We start from the raw sequence: 15091 nt of genomic DNA, 5'->3' as shown, positions 1-15091 counted from the left end.
TCTCGACTGCGCTCGAGGCGAACGGGTGCCGTGCTATTCTGTCCCCAGCAGCGCGCGCGTGGCACTCGCAATATCGTCAGCGCGCATCAGGCTCTCGCCCACAAGGAAGGTGCGCACGCCGCAGGCTTCGAGACGCTGGCAATCGCTGTGGGAATTGATCCCGCTTTCGCCCACCAGCAGCGTGCCTTGCGGCGCGAGCGGGGCGAGGCGTTCGGTGGTGGCGAGGCTGGTGGTGAAGGTCTTGAGATCGCGGTTGTTGACCCCGATCAGGCGCGACTGGAGGACGCGCGCGGCGCGCTCCATCTCGGCCTCGTCATGCACTTCGACCAGCACGTCCATGCCATATTGGCGCGCTGCGGCTTCGATTTCGGCCATCCGGCTGTCCTCCAGCGCGGCGACGATGATCAGGATCGCGTCGGCTCCGAGGCTGCGGGCTTCGAGGCATTGCCACGGATCGACCATGAAGTCCTTGCGCAGCACCGGTAGCTTGCAGGCGGCGCGTGCGGCGACGAGGTAATCCTCGTGGCCCTGAAAATAGGGCGCGTCGGTGAGCACCGAGAGGCAGGCGGCGCCGCCCGCTTCATAGGCGGCGGCATGATCGGCCGGGCGGAAATCGGCGCGGATCAGGCCTTTGGAGGGGCTCGCCTTCTTGATCTCGGCAATCAGGGCATAGGAGCCGCCCGTGGCCCGCGCACGCAGCGCAGCCTCGAACCCGCGCGGGGCCGTTTGCGCGGCAGCGGCGGCTTCGAGCGCGGCGGTGGTGGTGGCGGCCTTGCGGACGGCGACTTCTTCGCGCTTGGTGGCGCAGATTTCTTCGAGCTTGTTCATGTCACTTTGCCATGGCGATCCAGCGCAGGAGGAGATCGAGCGCCTTGCCGGAATCGAGCGCCTCTGCGGCCATTGCGGCGCGTTCGGGCCAGCTTTCGCCGCGTCCCGCCACGGTGAGCGCGCCAGCGGCATTGAACAGCACCGCGTCCCGGTATGGCCCGGGGGTGCCGATCAGCAGCGCCTTCAGCGCCGAGGCATTATATTTCGCGTCATCGCCCCTGATCGCGGTGATCGGGGCGTGGGGCAGGCCCGCTGCCGAGGCGTCGATGCGCTCCATCGTGAAGGCATTGCCCGTCACCACAGCGACTTCATTGCCGCCTGCAAGGCTCAATTCGTCGAGCCCCTCGTCCCCCGAGACGATCAGTGACTTGCCCGTGCCGAGCCGTGCCATGGCGCCGGCATAGATCGGGACATATGCGGGGCGCGCGATGCCGATCAACTGGCTTGTCACCTTGGCCGGGTTGGAGAGCGGGCCCATCAGGTTGAAGATCGTGCGCTGGCCGATCCGCACCCGGATGGGCTGGATGCGCGCCATGGCGGGGTGATGGTTCTTGGCGAAAAGGAAGCAGATGCCGATTTCGGCCAGCGTCTTTTCCGCCGTGCGTCCGGCTGCGTCCATGTCGAGGCCGAGGGCCTCCAGCGTGTCCGCCGCGCCTGCCTTTGACGATGCCGCGCGGTTGCCGTGCTTGGCCACTGGTACTCCGCAGGCCGCGACGACGAGGCTGACGGCGGTCGAGACATTGAGCGTGTGGTGCCCGTCGCCCCCCGTGCCGCAGACGTCGATTGCGCCTTCGGGGGCATCGATGGGGATCAGCCTTGCGCGCAAGGCCCGCGCCGCGCCGGCGATCTCGTCAGACGTCTCGCCGCGCGCGGAGAGCGCTACGAGGAAGTCGGCGATCTCCGTTTCGGAAGGGCTGCCGTCGAGCAGCACGCCGAAAGCGGCTTCGGCCTCCGTCTCGCTGAGCGGCGTGGTGATGTCGGGCAGGGCGCTCATGCCGAGAGCCTTGCCGGCATCACCGGCTCCAGCCCGCACAGACGGACGAAATTGGCGAGGAGCGCGTGGCCATGCTCGGTGGCGATGCTTTCGGGGTGGAACTGCACCGAATGGATCGGGAGGGTCGCGTGGCGGAAGCCCATGACGCTCGGATGATCGGCCCCCGGCGTCTCGGCATGGGCGTTTGCGACCAGCTCAGCGGGCACATCCACCACTTCAAGGCTGTGATATCGCGTGGCGATGAAGGGGCTGGGGAGGCCTTGGAACACCCCGGTCCCGTCATGGGTGACAGGCGAGGTCTTGCCGTGCATCAATCCGCCGCGCTGCACCGTGCCGCCGAAATGCTGGCCGATCGCCTGATGACCGAGACACACGCCCATCAGCGGCTTGCCCGCATCGGCACAGGCAGCGACCAGATCCAAGCTGATCCCCGCTTGCGTAGGCGTGCAGGGGCCGGGCGAGATGAGGAAGCCCGCCGCATTGGTCCGCAGCGCTTGCGAAGCGGTCAGCGCGTCATTGCGCTCGACGCGCACCTCGGCCCCCAGCTCCATCAGGTAATGGACGAGGTTGAAGGTGAAGCTGTCGTAATTGTCGATGACGAGAATCATTCCGGCGTCTTACCCTCTTGCTTCGTCACAACAATGATCGGACCCACGCGGCCCTTGTCCATGCGGCCCCTCGCCGGGTCCCACAGGCTGGAGATCGCCCCGTCGAGATAGAGCGCGTTCTTCACCTGGAGTTCGTCACGGAAGAAGCGCGCCAACTGCCCGAAGCTTACCGGCGCATCGGAAATCACGAAATGCGCCCTTCCGCTGGCATCCACGCCCACGCCGTTGCGCACTGCCTTGGAAGGGCCATCGTCCTGGATCTCGGGGTGGAGTTTGCCGTCCACCAGCAGCATCGGCCCGGACTGGGTGCCGAAAGCCGGCCGGTCACCCACGGTCTCGAAGAAGGTGTTGCTGCCCAGCACGCGCCATGCGCCGCCAGAGCCGAAGAACACCCCGTTGGGCTTCATGTAGAAATTGCCGCCACCTTCCTTGGCCCCATCCCCGCGATCCAGCTCCTTCAGCCGCTCGCCGCCCTCGACATAGTAGCCAATGGGTTTGAGGTCATCGCCATACATCCCGCCATTGATGGCAAAGGCGATGCCGCCCGCGTCAACGCTTTTTGCGAAGGCGCTGATCGAGCCGAAAGGCTGCTTGTCCGGGCCTACGTTGGCCATGTCGATCCGATGCTTTGCCGGATCGGCGGTGCAGACCGTGAGCGGCACTACCTCGAAGGTCACCGAACGACAGGCCGATTCCGCCTGGGCAGTCGGCTCGGGCGAGGGGCTGGCGCTCTCGGCCGGATTGGCTCCGTCCAAGCGGCTGCGCACCACGGGCTCGCCCGCAGGCGCTTCCGAACAGGCGGCAAGAACCAGCACGGCGGAGAGGGCGAAAAGCGCCGACCTCACGGATGTTCCTCCATGAAGCGCAGCAAATGTTCCATCCACAATTGCGGGCGACTGTGCGAGCCGTGACCAAAGGTCTCCGCGCTCGCCGGAATCAGCACGAAGCGCGCGTTCGGCATCCGTTTTGCCAGCGCCTCGGGTTCGCCAAGCCCCTCGGGATTGATGAAATCATCGGCCGAATTGATCCACAGCACCGGCGCGGTGATCTCTCCAAGGCGCGGGGCCGGGTTGTAATTGCGCGAGGCATCATACTGGTAGATCGTGTCATTGGGATCGGCCGCGCGCGCCAGCAGGCGTGCCTTGCTCGCCGCGAGCAGGCTTTGCGCGGCCTCCAGCGTCGGGGCTTCGGCCTGCATGCGGTAGGGATTGCTGCCCGCGATCAGCGACATGTTGGCAAAGGTTTCCTGACCCTGCTTCAAGGCCGCAGGATCGGCGTAATTGCCGCCCGCGTAAGCCGGATCATTGCGGAAGCCGTCGATCACGATCTGGCGGAACATCCGGTTGCGTCCCGCAATCGGGATCGCATTGCAGGCGAGCGGCACGTAGCGGCGCACGAAACCGGGGTACATCGGCCCCCACACGAAGGACTGCATGCAGCCCATCGAGGTGCCGATGATCATGTCGAGCCGCGCAATGCCGAAGCCTTCGGTCAGCATCCGGTGCTGGGCGCGCACCATGTCGTCATAGTCGTAACGCGGGAAGGCGAGGCGCAGCCCGTCGCTCGGCTTGCTGCTCTTGCCGTGGCCGAGGCTGCTGGGCGAGATGACGAACATCCTGGTGATGTCGAGCGGGGCTCCGCGCGCAAACATCAGGTCGCCGAAATGGGGCTGGAGCAGCGAGGTGGCATCGCCGCCCGTGCCGTGGAGCAGCATCACCGCATTGACGATCTCGCCCGCCGCATTGCGGCGCGGGGTCCCCAGCGTGAGGGCGTGCATGGTGATCTCGGGAAGGGTCTCGCCCGTGCCGAAGCGGAAATCCTTGAGCGCAATGCTGTGCTCTTTCGCCTGTGCGCGCCAGTCCTCGGCGCGGAGCGCTTGGCCCGGCAGAGCGAGCGCGAGCACCAGCATCAGCGCCAGCGAACGGATGGCGGCAGCGATCATTGGCCATACCCCGGCTCGCCTGCGACCCGCGCTGCCTCGCGCGCGGCGGCGATCAGCGCACCGGCCTTGGCGCGGCATTCGGCGAGTTCGTAATCGGGATTTGAGTCCGCGACGATCCCTGCGCCCGCCTGCACATGCATCACCCCGTCCTTCACCACCGCGGTGCGCAGCACGATGCAGCTATCAAGGCTGCCGTCGGGCGCGAAATAGCCGACGCCGCCGGCATAGGCGCCACGGGTTTCCGGTTCGAGGCTCGCGATGATCTCGCAGGCGCGGATCTTGGGCGCGCCCGAGACGGTGCCTGCCGGGAAGCCCGCAAACAGCGCATCGAGCGCGTCCTTCGATGTGTCGAGCTCGCCCACCACATTGCTGACGATGTGCATCACGTGGCTGTAGCGCTCGATGGTGAAGCTGTCGGTGACCTCCACCGTGCCTGCCGCCGCGACGCGTCCGACATCATTGCGCCCGAGATCGAGCAGCATCAGGTGCTCGGCCCGCTCCTTGGGATCGGCCAGCAGGGAGGCTTCGTTGGCGATGTCCTCTTCGCGCGTGGCCCCGCGAGGACGGGTTCCGGCGATAGGTCGGATGGTGACTTCGCCTTCTCTCACCCGCACGAGGATTTCCGGGCTGGAGCCGACCAGCGCGAAGCCGGGCAGATCGAGGAAATAGAGGAAGGGTGAGGGGTTCACCCGCCGCAGCGCGCGGTAGAGCGCCAGCGGGGGGAGCGGGAAGGGGCAGGTGAAGCGCTGCGCCAGCACCACCTGAAATATGTCGCCTGCGAGAATGTAGTCCTTCGCCGCCAGCGCCATCGCCTTGTAGTCATCGGGCGCGATCACCGGCGAAAGATCGGGCAGGGTATCGGGCAGGGCAGCGGTGTCTGCCGCCGGAATGGCGGTGCCAAGCTGGGAGAGGGCGGCATCGATGCGCTCGCCCGCGCGTTCAACCGCCGCTTCCGGGTCAGCCGCTTCCCAGATCGGCGCGATGGCGAACAGCGCATTGGTGAGCCCGTCGAACACCAGGATCACTGTAGGGCGCACGAACAGCATGTCGGGCAGTTGGAGCGGACTGTCGGGCGCGCGCGGCAGGGTCTCGACAAGGCCGATGGTCTCGTAGCCGAGATAGCCCACGAGGCAGGCGAGCGCGGGCGGCAGGCCTTCGGGCATGGGATCGATACGACAGGTCGCGGCAAGATCGCGCAGCGCGGTGAGCGCATTGCCTTCGCACGGGGCAAAGGCTTCGCGGTCGAGCTTCCAGTCGCGGTTGATCTCGGCGCTCTCGCCGCTCGCACGGAACACCAGATCGGGATCGAGCCCGAGCAGCGAGTAGCGCCCGCGTACTTCGCCGCCCTCGACGCTTTCGAGCAGGAAGTCGCCACGCCCCGGCACGATCAGCCGCCGCGCTGCGCCAACCGGCGTGTCGCTATCGGCAATGATCCGCCGCCACACCAGCGCCGGGCGCCCGGAGGCGAGCAGGGCCGTGGCAGCGCTTGCGTTTTCAGGCAGTCCGGTTGCGGTCACGCCCTGGCCTATTGCTCGCCCGCAAGCTGCTTGCGCACCGCATCGATGGCGGCGTTGTTGCGGGTCGTGCCCAGTTCCTTGCGCATCGCGGCCGCGGCCTGGCGGCGATATTCCTCGCTCACCGTCGGGGCGAGCTGGCCGCGGGTCTGCTGGAGCAGGCCGGGTTCCTTGTCGACCGGATCGGTGGCGATCTCGTCGAGGCTGACGATGTACCAGCCGATATTGCGCGGGCCTTCGAGCAGCTTTACCGAGCCTTCGGCCATCGAGAACATCAGCACCAGCGGCGGCGGGATGCGCTGGCCGCGCTGGGCGATCAGGGCGCGGCGTTCAAGATTGATCGGCTCGATCTCGAAGGGCTTGCCTTCGGCGCCGAGCGCGGCGCGCAGATCGGTCTTGGCGCGCACCTTGCCGAGGATGCGGTCCGCCGCGGCGCGGGCCAGCTTGGCGCCCTGCGCCTGCTTCCACCCGGCTTCGGCCTGAGCGCGCACTTCGGCGAGCGGCGGGGCGGCGGCTTCATCGACGCGCGCAACCTCGAAGATCACGAATTGCTGGCCGGGCACGACTTCAGCCAGCTGCGGCTCGCTCTCTTCCATCTGGAAGGCGGTCTGGAGCACGGGGGCAAGCTGCGGCACGATCTGGACACTGGGCTGGCCATAGGCCTGACCATTGCCGAGAAGGGCCGGCGTGGTTTCGACCTTGAGGCCATAGGACTTGGCGACTTCGGCGAGCGCGGTGCCCCCGTCGATCTCGCTTTCGATCTCGGCGATGAGATCGGCGGTGGCGGCGCTGCGCTTTTCCGTGCCGATCTGCTCGGCAATCGCGCCGCGCACTTCGGCAAGGCTGCGCGCCGGGATCTTCTCGACGCTGTCGAGCCGCGCGACATACCAGCCGAGCGTGCCCTTGGCCGGCTCGACCACGCCGCCCTGGGTGGCCTTGAAGGCGTTTTCGGCAAAGGCGAAGCTGGTGGCGGTGGCCATCTCCTCGCGGGTGCGCAGTTCTGCCTTGGAGGCGCTGAACCCGGCATCGCGGGCAGCGGCCTCGAGCGCAGTGCCGGAGCGGATGCGGGCAGCAAGCGCCTTGGCCGCGTCTTCGGTGGGCACGACAAAGGTGGTGACAGCGCGGCGTTCGCGCGCCTGATAGAGGCCTGCGTCCTTCTTGTAGCGCGCGGCGATTTCGGCCTCGGTGGCGGCGGGGTTGACCTTGAGGCTGTCGGTCCCGAACACCGCAAAGCGCAAGGTGCGCCGCTCGGGCCGCAGGAACAGGCTGCGATTGGCGCCGTACCATTCGGTCAGCTGCGCCTCGGTCGGGGCTGCGGCCGGGGCAAAGGCGCTCGACGGGATCAGCGCGATCTCGCCGACGCGGCGTTCGAGCACCAGTGCGGCATATTGACGCGCGACCTTTTCCGGCAGCTGCGGCGCGGCGAGCGCGGGCAGGAGCAGCTGGTCTTCCAGCAGGCCGGCCACCAGATCCTTGCGGAAGGTCGCATCGGTCAGCCCGCGCTGGCGCAGGGCCGCGAGATAGGTCTGCTCGTCGAACTCGCCCGCCAGCGACTTGAAGGCCTGGATCTGGAGGATCTCGGAATTGACGAGGTTGTCGCCCGCGGCGAGATCATATTTGCGGGCATATTGCGAAATGGCGAAGCGGTCGATCAGCTGGCGCAGCACTTCGTCGAAGGCGCCGGCGCGGATGAATTCGGGCATGGCGAGGCCCGGGTTCTGCTGGCGCACCTGATCGAGCGCATTGTTCGCCGCCAGCACCACCTCGCCCGTGGCGATCGGCTCGTCGCCCACCACCGCGATATTGTCATTGCCCGAGACCGTGCCGAAGCTGCTGCCCGTGCCGGTGATATCGGCCACCGCAAAGGCGAGCGCCATCAGCACCAGAAAGCCGAGGAAAATCGGCAGACCGATCTTCGACTGGAAGAATTGGCGGAAGAAGGTGAGCATTGCTGGCGTGATCCCGGGTGGTCAGAACGGCTGCTGGACGCCGCTTCTACAACCGGCGCGAGGCGCGCTTTATCGGCCCTGCGTCCGCGCGGCAACAGGTCTGGGGGCCTTTTGTTGTTTGTGGATGCAGCCTTTTGACTGGACGCGGATGTTCGGCTAGCGGACACGGCCCCTTGGCCCTAAGGCCCAAGAACATTGGCCCTAAGGCCCAAAAACAATCGCCATTCCCTCTCTCAAGGTGCAGGACACACCCATGACTCGCCGACCCTACATCGTCGGAAACTGGAAAATGCATGGCACCCGCGCGATGCTTTCCGAAGCGCGCGCGATCGATCGTGCCGCCCAGCGCCACATGAAGGTCGAGGTCGCACTCGCGCCGCCCTTCACGCTGATCCACCCGATCCACCGCGAGGCCGAGCAGATCTCGGTCGGGGCGCAGGATTGCCACCACGCCGATGGCGGGGCCTTCACCGGCGATATTTCCGCCGCGATGGTGGCCGATGCCGGCGCCAAGTTCGTGATCCTCGGCCATTCCGAGCGCCGTCAGGGCCATGGCGAGAGCGATGCGCTGGTGCGCGCCAAGGCGACCGCAGCGCTCGGTGCAGGCCTGCGCATCATCATGTGCTGCGGCGAAAGCGCGCAGACCCGCGATTCGGGCAAGGCCGTGGCCTTCGTGAAGAAGCAATTGAAGGCCTCGCTGCCCGCACCCGCCGATGCGCCGGCCGATATCGCCGAGCGGATCACGGTCGCCTATGAACCGATCTGGGCGATCGGCACCGGCAATGCCGCGACCACCGATGACATTGCCGAAATGCACTCCGTCATCCGCAAGCTGCTCGTCAGCCTCTACGGCGCCGAGCAGGGCGGGGATGTGCGTATCCTTTACGGCGGCTCGGTAAAGCCGGAAAACGCGGCCGAAATTTTCGCCGTGCCCGATGTCGGCGGCGCGCTGGTGGGCGGCGCAAGCCTCACCGCCGACAGCTTCATGGGCATCGTGCTCGCTGCCGGCGAGCCGTCCGACCACTAAGCCGGTAGAGCAGGGGCGCGCTCAGGCCCCCGCCCACCCTTGCCGATTTCGCCCGCGCAGCCTACATGGCGCCCAAAGACGTTTCCCGGGTGCGCACACGCGCCCTTGCCAAGAGTATCCTTCATGTCGCTGTTCCTTTTCCTCACCGTGATCCAGGCCATCGTGGCCGCAGCTCTCGTCGGCGTGGTGCTGATGCAGCGTTCGGAAGGCGGCGGGCTGGGGATCGGCGGCAGCCCGTCTGGCGCTTTCGGTGCGCGCGGGGCAGCGGATTTCCTGACCCGGGCGACCAAGTGGCTGGCGATTGTCTTCGTCACCCTCGCCATCGTGCTCGCGGCGCTGGCCGTGCGCGAAAGCCGGGTGGGCACGGTCAGCACGACGCTGGAACGCGCCACCGGCGCTCCGGCCCCCGCGGTTGACCCGCTGGCCGAGCCGGTCGCACCCGTTGCGCCTGCCCCTGACGCACCCGCAGCGCCTGCCGGGGCTCCGCAGGGCCAGTAAGCCCCAACGCCCGCGCCCCGCTCAGGCGGCTGCGCGGCGCATTTGTCACAGGGCTGTGGATGGCAGGCCGATCGCCTGCTCAATTCGCTTGCCCCGAATCCCTCTCGCTGCTTAAGGCCCGACTCCCATGGCGCGGTTCATTTTTATCACCGGCGGCGTGGTCTCCTCGCTCGGCAAAGGTCTCATGGCAGCCTCCTTGGCGGCCCTCCTGCAGGCGCGTGGCTACAAGGTCCGCATCCGCAAGTTCGATCCCTATCTCAACGTCGATCCGGGCACGATGAGCCCCTATCAGCACGGCGAGGTCTATGTGACCGATGACGGGGCCGAGACCGATCTCGACCTTGGCCATTACGAGCGCTTCACCGGCGTTTCCTCGCGCCAGAGCGACAACATCACCTCGGGCCGCATTTACCGCGACATCATCGCCAAGGAACGCCGCGGCGACTATCTCGGCGCGACCGTGCAGGTGATCCCGCACGTGACCGACGCGATCAAGGCCTTCGCGCTCGCCGATCAGGGCGATCATGATTTCATCCTGTGCGAAATCGGCGGGACCGTGGGCGACATCGAATCGCTGCCCTTCATGGAAGCGATCCGCCAGCTTCGTAACGAGCTCGAACCGTTCCAGACGGTGAGCGTCCATGTCACGCTGGTGCCCTATATCAAGGCGGCGGGCGAGCTGAAGACCAAGCCCACCCAGCACTCGGTGCGCGAGCTTGCCAGCCTCGGGATCAAGCCCGACATCCTGCTGTGCCGCGCCGAACATCCGATCCCCGAAAGCGAGCGCCAGAAGATCGCCAACTTCTGCAACGTGCGCAAGGAAGCAGTGATCCCGGCGCTGGATGCGCCCTCGATCTATTCGGTGCCGCAGCAATATCACGCCGAAGGGCTCGACAAGGAAGTGCTGCGCGCTTTCGGCATCACCGATGCGCCCGAGCCCGACATGGCCGCGTGGAGCGACGTCACCGACCGCTATTTCAACCCCGAGGGCGAGGTAACGATCGCTGTCGTCGGCAAGTATGTGGGCCTGCCCGATGCCTACAAGAGCCTCAACGAGGCGCTGGTGCATGGCGGGCTTGCCAACCGGGTGAAGGTCAATATCCGCTGGATCGACGCGGAAATCTTCGAAGGTGACAATTCCGAGATCGCGGCCGCGCTGGAGCCGATGCACGGCATCCTCGTGCCCGGCGGCTTCGGCGAGCGCGGGAGCGAGGGCAAGATCGCCGCAGTTACTTTCGCGCGCACCCGCAATGTGCCGTTCTTCGGCATCTGCCTCGGCATGCAGATGGCCTGCATCGAAGGCGCGCGCGCGGCCGGTTTCGCCGATGCCTCCTCGACCGAATTCGGCGAGACCGATACGCCGGTGGTGGGCATCATCACCGAATGGATGACCAAGGAAGGCATCGAGCAGCGCGAAGCGGGCGGGGATCTGGGCGGCACGATGCGTCTGGGCGCCTATCCGGCCAAGCTGGCCGCCAACAGCCACACCGCGCGCATCTATGGCGGGGCGGAGATCATCTCCGAACGCCACCGCCACCGCTACGAGGTCAACAGCGCTTTCATCGAGCCGCTGGAGAAGCAGGGCCTGATCTTTGCGGGCATGAGCCCGGACGGCCTGCTGCCCGAAATCGTCGAGCGGCCCGATCACCCGTGGTTCGTGGGCGTGCAGTTCCATCCGGAGCTGAAATCGCGCCCCTTCGATCCGCACCCACTGTTCGCCGGCTTCATCGCCGCAGCCCTGGAACAGTCGCGACTCGTCTGATTTTTTCGACACAATTGTGACAGGGCAGCAGGGCGGTTTTCGCTGCGCTGGACGCGGGTATGGGCCGTTTTGTTACAAGGATTTGAGCGGCGCTGTCGCTTCCTTACAACTTTGTAAGTTTACGCTTGCGTGAGATTGCGTTTCCGCATTAGACGCTGGCCCAAGGAAGGGATTTGTAAGGTCCTCCCCGGGTAGAGCACAGCGTCTCACCGGGTTGCCGATGCGGCAGACCGGACCTGTTTTACGGTCCTTTCATGGTCACGAGCTTGCCGCGTTTTGTCCGTCTTCTGCGACCCGGACGGACAGGATCAGGCAAGGCGGCGTAAGCCGCGGGGGCGGATCGCAAGACCCGCCCCCTACGGCCCTCAGTTTTCCATCAATTCGGATGTTCAGGCAGCGCTCGAGGCCTTGTCCGCGTCGTCCAGCGGCACAGCGGTCAGCCGTGCGGCGCCATTGATCGCGATCTTCTTGGGCTTCATCGCCTCGGGCACTTCGCGCACCAGATCGATGGTCAGCAGCCCGTCGGCAAGGTCGGCGCTTTCGACGCGCACGAAATCGGCCAGTTCAAAGCGGCGCTCGAACCCGCGATTGGCGATGCCGACATGGATCAGCTCCGATCCGTCCGCGATCTCGTCGCGCTTGCGGCCCTGCACGACCAGCAGGTTCTGCTGCGCGGTGATGTCGATATCGCCCGGACGGAAGCCCGCCACGGCCAGCGTGATGCGGTAATTGTCCTCGCCCGAACGCGAGATGTTGAAGGGGGGATAATTGTCGCCGGCGTTGAGGCGGGCCTGGTTTTCGAGCAGGTCGAACAGGCGATCAAAACCCACAGTGCTGCGGCGATAGGGAGTGAAATCGAAACGCGACATTGTTGCAAATCCTCGTGTCTGAGCAATTTGGTCTGGCGCGGGCCTGCCGGATGCAGCACCCGCCTGTCACCGCAGATGTTCCCCGAGACTGGCGGAACGCGGCAACAGGCTTTATCTGGGCTATCGCAGCACGCTTTCAAGAGGACATGATGGCTGGCCCACAGATCGATATCTACACCAAGTTCGCCTGCCCCTTCTGCGTGCGGGCGAAGCGCCTTTTGACCGAGAAAGGCGCGGTCTTCACCGAATATGACATCACGCTGGGCGGGCCGAAGCGCGAGGAATTGCTCGCCCGCGCGCCGCACGCGATGACCGTGCCGCAGATCTTCATCGGCGAGGTGCACGTGGGCGGGAGCGATGATCTCGCCGCGCTGGAGGCTGCGGGCAAGCTCGACGCGCTTCTGGCCGGCTGATGCCGCGGATCGCAGTCTTGCAGATGTGCTCCGGGATTGATCCGGGGCGCAACTTCGACACGATCGCGCGCGCCGCCTCTGATGCTGTGGAGGGCGGGGCGCAGATGCTCTTCACCCCCGAAATGTCGCTGCTGCTCGATCGCGACCGCGCGCGCGCCGCGCCGCATATCGTGTTGCAGGACGCCTCGCCCTTCGTGCCGATGCTCGCCAATCTGGCCGAGGAGCACGGGCTCACCATCGCGCTCGGCTCGATGGCGGTGGCGGCGGGGGGCGGGCGCAATGCCAACCGATCGATGGTGTTCGCACCCGACGGCGAGCGACCCGACACCTACGACAAGATCCACATGTTCGATGTGGATCTCGCAAACGGCGAAAGCTGGCGCGAGAGCAATGCCTATCGCCCCGGTGAAGAGGTGGTGGTGATCGAGGACACGCTGGTCGGGCGGCTTGGCCTCACGATCTGCTACGACCTGAGGTTCCCCGCGCTGTTCGGAGAGTTGGGCGACCGGCGCTGCGAGACAATCGCCGTTCCCGCTGCTTTTACCCGTCCCACGGGCGCAGCGCACTGGCATGTGATGCTGCGCGCCCGCGCGATCGAGGCCTCGGCCTTCGTCATCGCCGCAGCGCAGGTGGGCCGCCACGAGGACGGGCGCGAGACCTATGGCCATTCCCTCGTGGTCGATCCCTGGGGCGAAGTGCTGCTCGACATGGGGGGAGAGGCGCCTGGGCTCGCGTTCTGCGATATCGACCTTGCCCGCATTGCCGAAGTGCGCGCGCAGGTGCCCGCTCTTGCCAATCGCCGCGCAATTCCCAAATCCTGACTGCCATGATCGTTTTCGACCTCTCCTGTCAGCAAGGCCACCGTTTCGAGGGCTGGTTCGGCTCCTCGGCCGATTACGAGGATCAGCACGCGCGCGGATTGCTGGCCTGCCCGACCTGCGGTTCGGGTGAGGTGAGTAAGGCGCCGATGGCGCCGGCCGTGCCTGCCAAGGGCAACACCCGCGCCGATGCGCCGGCCCCCGCCGCCGCGCAGCCGATGGCCAACACGCCGATGCCGCCAGAGGTGCAGAAGGCGCTGGCTGCGCTCGCCAAGGCGCAGGTCGAAGCGCTCAGAAACTCGACATGGGTGGGTGACAAGTTCGCCGATGAAACCCGCAAGATGCATTATGGCGAGCGCGACGAAGCCCCGATCCACGGGCAGGCGAGCCTCGCCGAGGCGAAGGCTCTTATCGAGGAGGGCGTGCCGGTCGCGCCGCTGCCCTTCCCCGTGGCCCCGCCGGATAAGTTGAATTGAAGGAAGTGGATGCTAAGAGAGCCACGGGACCCCGTAGCTCAGCCGGATAGAGCACCAGATTCCTAATCTGGGGGCCGCGCGTTCGAATCGCGCCGGGGTCACCATATTTTCATAGACTTATGCTGCGCTGCACCCCTTTCTTCGGTCGATAAATTGGCTGGGGTAACAAACGGGGTAACAGGTAGTGTGCGAATGTTTGCGCATCGAAGCTGTGGAAAAGCTTGCCTGAATCTGCCCGATGATCCTATGCGGCTGCCAATGGCCTCGCGAGCGCCCCCCGCAAGCGACGGTCAGGGGGCGGCGCACCGCGACCCAGCGCCGCCCCACACTTCACAGACAGATACGGAAAAGGCCCGCCTGCCGAAGCAAGCGGGCCTCCCGTTGAACCATCCAGCGCCCAAGCCCGAAGGCTCCGTCAGTGAGCGCGGGAAGGATTCCTTTACGCGGTCAGAGTCACCACAGTGAACGCGCCCGGATGCCGGACGGCCACGTCGGCCAACTGATACGCATATACGTTCACGGTGCCGGTGCTGCCGTTCGTGTAGGGATCGATAACGAGATCGAGACCGCCCCACATGCCGATCATGCACTCTTCAAAGTTCCCGACATACGCCTTGCCAGCGGTGGCTTGCGTGGTCTCGATCACGCGGCGGCCCAAGATGGCACCGTCCTCGTAAACGAAGCGCCCGCTGCCGCTGTCCTTTGCGGTCGAACCAAGCGTCGCGCCACCGGCAATGCCAGACATTCCCTGCTGGCTTCATCGATGACCGATAGGATGCGGAACTTGCGGCCCTCGTGGGTTCGACCTTCAACAAAGTCATAGGACCACACGTGCCCTGGATACTCAGGCCGAAGACGGATGCACGATCCGTCATTGAGCCAGAGTCTTCCACGCTTTGGTTGTTTCTGCGGCACCTTGAGCCCTTCGCGGCGCCAGATGCGCTCCACCCGCTTGCGGTTCACCGTCCATCCTGCATCGCGCAACAACGCCGAAATCCGGCGATAGCCATAACGACCATATTGGCGCGCCAGTGCCACGATGTCGTCAGTGAGCGCATCTTCGTCATCGGCCCTGTGCGGAACCTTGCGCTGCGTCGATCGATGCTGGCCAAGCACCCGGCAGACCCGTCGTTCGGATACTGCCAGCTCGGTTCGCACATGATCGATGCAGCGCCTTCGCCGCGCAGGACTCAGAAGTTTCCCCGGGCTGCCTCCTGCAGGATCAACTTGTCGAGCGTCAGGTCGGAGATCGCACGCCTGAGCCGGAGATTCTCCTTCTCGAGATCCTTCATGCGCCGAGCCTGGTCGGTCTTCAGACCGCCATATTCCTTGCGCCTGTCCCTCGTCAGCACCAATGGCACAGATTTGAGGTTGTGATTTAAGGAGGGTTGGG

15 protein-coding genes, 1 tRNA gene and 1 pseudogene are annotated in these 15091 nt (G+C 65.9%); 7 read left to right on the top strand and 10 right to left on the bottom strand.

Annotated features, from left to right (window positions below; all coding sequences use genetic code 11):
- Positions 1 to 33 precede the first annotated feature (33 nt).
- The 7 genes from trpC to RSE14_RS03075 are packed head-to-tail and all read right to left on the bottom strand — an operon-like array spanning position 34 to position 7835.
- Positions 34 to 828, bottom strand: a complete 795-nt coding sequence (trpC, locus tag RSE14_RS03105; protein WP_324075779.1) for an indole-3-glycerol phosphate synthase TrpC — start codon at positions 826 to 828, stop codon at positions 34 to 36.
- Position 829: 1 nt separating this feature from the next.
- On the bottom strand, positions 830 to 1822 hold the full coding sequence (gene trpD / locus RSE14_RS03100) for an anthranilate phosphoribosyltransferase (protein WP_324075778.1): 993 nt from the start codon (positions 1820 to 1822) through the stop codon (positions 830 to 832).
- Positions 1819 to 2430: an anthranilate synthase component II gene (locus RSE14_RS03095; RefSeq protein ID WP_324075777.1), complete on the bottom strand. Its 612-nt coding sequence runs from the start codon at positions 2428 to 2430 to the stop codon at positions 1819 to 1821. Before RSE14_RS03095 ends, trpD begins: the two co-directional genes overlap by 4 nt.
- Positions 2427 to 3275: a phosphodiester glycosidase family protein gene (locus RSE14_RS03090; RefSeq protein WP_324075776.1), complete on the bottom strand. Its 849-nt coding sequence runs from the start codon at positions 3273 to 3275 to the stop codon at positions 2427 to 2429. The genes RSE14_RS03095 and RSE14_RS03090 overlap by 4 nt, the downstream gene beginning before the upstream one ends.
- On the bottom strand, positions 3272 to 4372 hold the full coding sequence (locus RSE14_RS03085; protein ID WP_324075775.1) for an alpha/beta fold hydrolase: 1101 nt from the start codon (positions 4370 to 4372) through the stop codon (positions 3272 to 3274). Before RSE14_RS03085 ends, RSE14_RS03090 begins: the two co-directional genes overlap by 4 nt.
- Entirely contained in the window at positions 4369 to 5889 is a 1521-nt protein-coding gene (locus RSE14_RS03080) for an anthranilate synthase component I family protein (RefSeq protein ID WP_324075774.1), read from the bottom strand. Before RSE14_RS03080 ends, RSE14_RS03085 begins: the two co-directional genes overlap by 4 nt.
- Before the next feature lie 8 nt (positions 5890 to 5897).
- Entirely contained in the window at positions 5898 to 7835 is a 1938-nt protein-coding gene (locus RSE14_RS03075) for a peptidylprolyl isomerase (RefSeq protein WP_324075773.1), read from the bottom strand.
- A gap of 253 nt (positions 7836 to 8088) precedes the next feature.
- Between RSE14_RS03075 and tpiA the strand changes: the two genes are divergently transcribed.
- The 3 genes from tpiA to RSE14_RS03060 all read left to right on the top strand — a co-directional run bounded on the left by tpiA (position 8089) and on the right by RSE14_RS03060 (position 11122).
- Positions 8089 to 8862 carry a triose-phosphate isomerase gene (tpiA, locus tag RSE14_RS03070; RefSeq protein WP_324075772.1) on the top strand — a complete coding sequence of 258 codons (774 nt, stop codon included), beginning with the start codon at positions 8089 to 8091 and terminating at the stop codon, positions 8860 to 8862.
- A gap of 123 nt (positions 8863 to 8985) precedes the next feature.
- The gene (gene secG / locus RSE14_RS03065; RefSeq protein ID WP_324075771.1) at positions 8986 to 9360 is read left to right on the top strand and encodes a preprotein translocase subunit SecG; all 375 of its coding nucleotides are present in this window, start codon (positions 8986 to 8988) and stop codon (positions 9358 to 9360) included.
- Between the two features lie 127 nt (positions 9361 to 9487).
- Positions 9488 to 11122 (top strand): CTP synthase, encoded by a 1635-nt coding sequence (locus RSE14_RS03060; RefSeq protein ID WP_324075770.1) that lies wholly within the window; start codon positions 9488 to 9490, stop codon positions 11120 to 11122.
- A 389-nt stretch (positions 11123 to 11511) separates the two neighbouring features.
- On the opposite strand, the gene RSE14_RS03055 is transcribed toward RSE14_RS03060, so the two are convergent.
- Entirely contained in the window at positions 11512 to 11991 is a 480-nt protein-coding gene (locus RSE14_RS03055; protein ID WP_324075769.1) for an Hsp20 family protein, read from the bottom strand.
- A gap of 149 nt (positions 11992 to 12140) precedes the next feature.
- Between RSE14_RS03055 and grxC the strand changes: the two genes are divergently transcribed.
- From grxC to RSE14_RS03035, 4 genes are all read left to right on the top strand, one after another.
- A complete protein-coding gene (grxC, locus tag RSE14_RS03050) occupies positions 12141 to 12404 on the top strand; it encodes a glutaredoxin 3 (RefSeq protein ID WP_324076802.1) in 264 nt (87 codons plus the stop codon).
- Entirely contained in the window at positions 12404 to 13225 is an 822-nt protein-coding gene (locus RSE14_RS03045) for a carbon-nitrogen hydrolase family protein (RefSeq protein WP_324075768.1), read from the top strand. The genes grxC and RSE14_RS03045 overlap by 1 nt, the downstream gene beginning before the upstream one ends.
- A gap of 5 nt (positions 13226 to 13230) precedes the next feature.
- A complete protein-coding gene (locus tag RSE14_RS03040; RefSeq protein ID WP_324075767.1) occupies positions 13231 to 13698 on the top strand; it encodes a DUF1178 family protein in 468 nt (155 codons plus the stop codon).
- A 27-nt stretch (positions 13699 to 13725) separates the two neighbouring features.
- A tRNA-Arg gene (locus tag RSE14_RS03035) sits at positions 13726 to 13802 on the top strand.
- Positions 13803 to 14137: 335 nt separating this feature from the next.
- On the opposite strand, the gene RSE14_RS03030 is transcribed toward RSE14_RS03035, so the two are convergent.
- Both RSE14_RS03030 and RSE14_RS03025 read right to left on the bottom strand, forming a co-directional pair.
- Positions 14138 to 14443 (bottom strand): phage major capsid protein, encoded by a 306-nt coding sequence (locus RSE14_RS03030; RefSeq protein ID WP_324075766.1) that lies wholly within the window; start codon positions 14441 to 14443, stop codon positions 14138 to 14140.
- A pseudogene (locus RSE14_RS03025) lies at positions 14413 to 15032 on the bottom strand (IS3 family transposase); the annotation flags it as partial. The pseudogene RSE14_RS03025 and the gene RSE14_RS03030, both read right to left, overlap by 31 nt.
- Positions 15033 to 15091 lie beyond the last annotated feature (59 nt).

It is taken from the genome of Erythrobacter sp. (assembly GCF_035194505.1).
Classification (GTDB): domain Bacteria; phylum Pseudomonadota; class Alphaproteobacteria; order Sphingomonadales; family Sphingomonadaceae; genus Erythrobacter.
This window is presented reverse-complemented; position numbering and strand designations above follow the sequence as displayed.

What these genes read in the sequence shown, in the direction of transcription:
- RSE14_RS03095 (WP_324075777.1), bottom strand. Translation starts at nt 2,430, where the DNA reads ATGATTCTCGTCATCGACAATTACGACAGCTTCACCTTCAACCTCGTC.
- RSE14_RS03060 (WP_324075770.1), top strand. Translation starts at nt 9,488, where the DNA reads ATGGCGCGGTTCATTTTTATCACCGGCGGCGTGGTCTCCTCGCTCGGC.
- trpC (WP_324075779.1), bottom strand. Translation starts at nt 828, where the DNA reads ATGAACAAGCTCGAAGAAATCTGCGCCACCAAGCGCGAAGAAGTCGCC.
- tpiA (WP_324075772.1), top strand. Translation starts at nt 8,089, where the DNA reads ATGACTCGCCGACCCTACATCGTCGGAAACTGGAAAATGCATGGCACC.
- trpD (WP_324075778.1), bottom strand. Translation starts at nt 1,822, where the DNA reads ATGAGCGCCCTGCCCGACATCACCACGCCGCTCAGCGAGACGGAGGCC.
- RSE14_RS03045 (WP_324075768.1), top strand. Translation starts at nt 12,404, where the DNA reads ATGCCGCGGATCGCAGTCTTGCAGATGTGCTCCGGGATTGATCCGGGG.
- RSE14_RS03030 (WP_324075766.1), bottom strand. Translation starts at nt 14,443, where the DNA reads ATGTCTGGCATTGCCGGTGGCGCGACGCTTGGTTCGACCGCAAAGGAC.
- RSE14_RS03055 (WP_324075769.1), bottom strand. Translation starts at nt 11,991, where the DNA reads ATGTCGCGTTTCGATTTCACTCCCTATCGCCGCAGCACTGTGGGTTTT.
- RSE14_RS03085 (WP_324075775.1), bottom strand. Translation starts at nt 4,372, where the DNA reads ATGATCGCTGCCGCCATCCGTTCGCTGGCGCTGATGCTGGTGCTCGCG.
- RSE14_RS03040 (WP_324075767.1), top strand. Translation starts at nt 13,231, where the DNA reads ATGATCGTTTTCGACCTCTCCTGTCAGCAAGGCCACCGTTTCGAGGGC.
- secG (WP_324075771.1), top strand. Translation starts at nt 8,986, where the DNA reads ATGTCGCTGTTCCTTTTCCTCACCGTGATCCAGGCCATCGTGGCCGCA.
- grxC (WP_324076802.1), top strand. Translation starts at nt 12,141, where the DNA reads ATGGCTGGCCCACAGATCGATATCTACACCAAGTTCGCCTGCCCCTTC.
- RSE14_RS03075 (WP_324075773.1), bottom strand. Translation starts at nt 7,835, where the DNA reads ATGCTCACCTTCTTCCGCCAATTCTTCCAGTCGAAGATCGGTCTGCCG.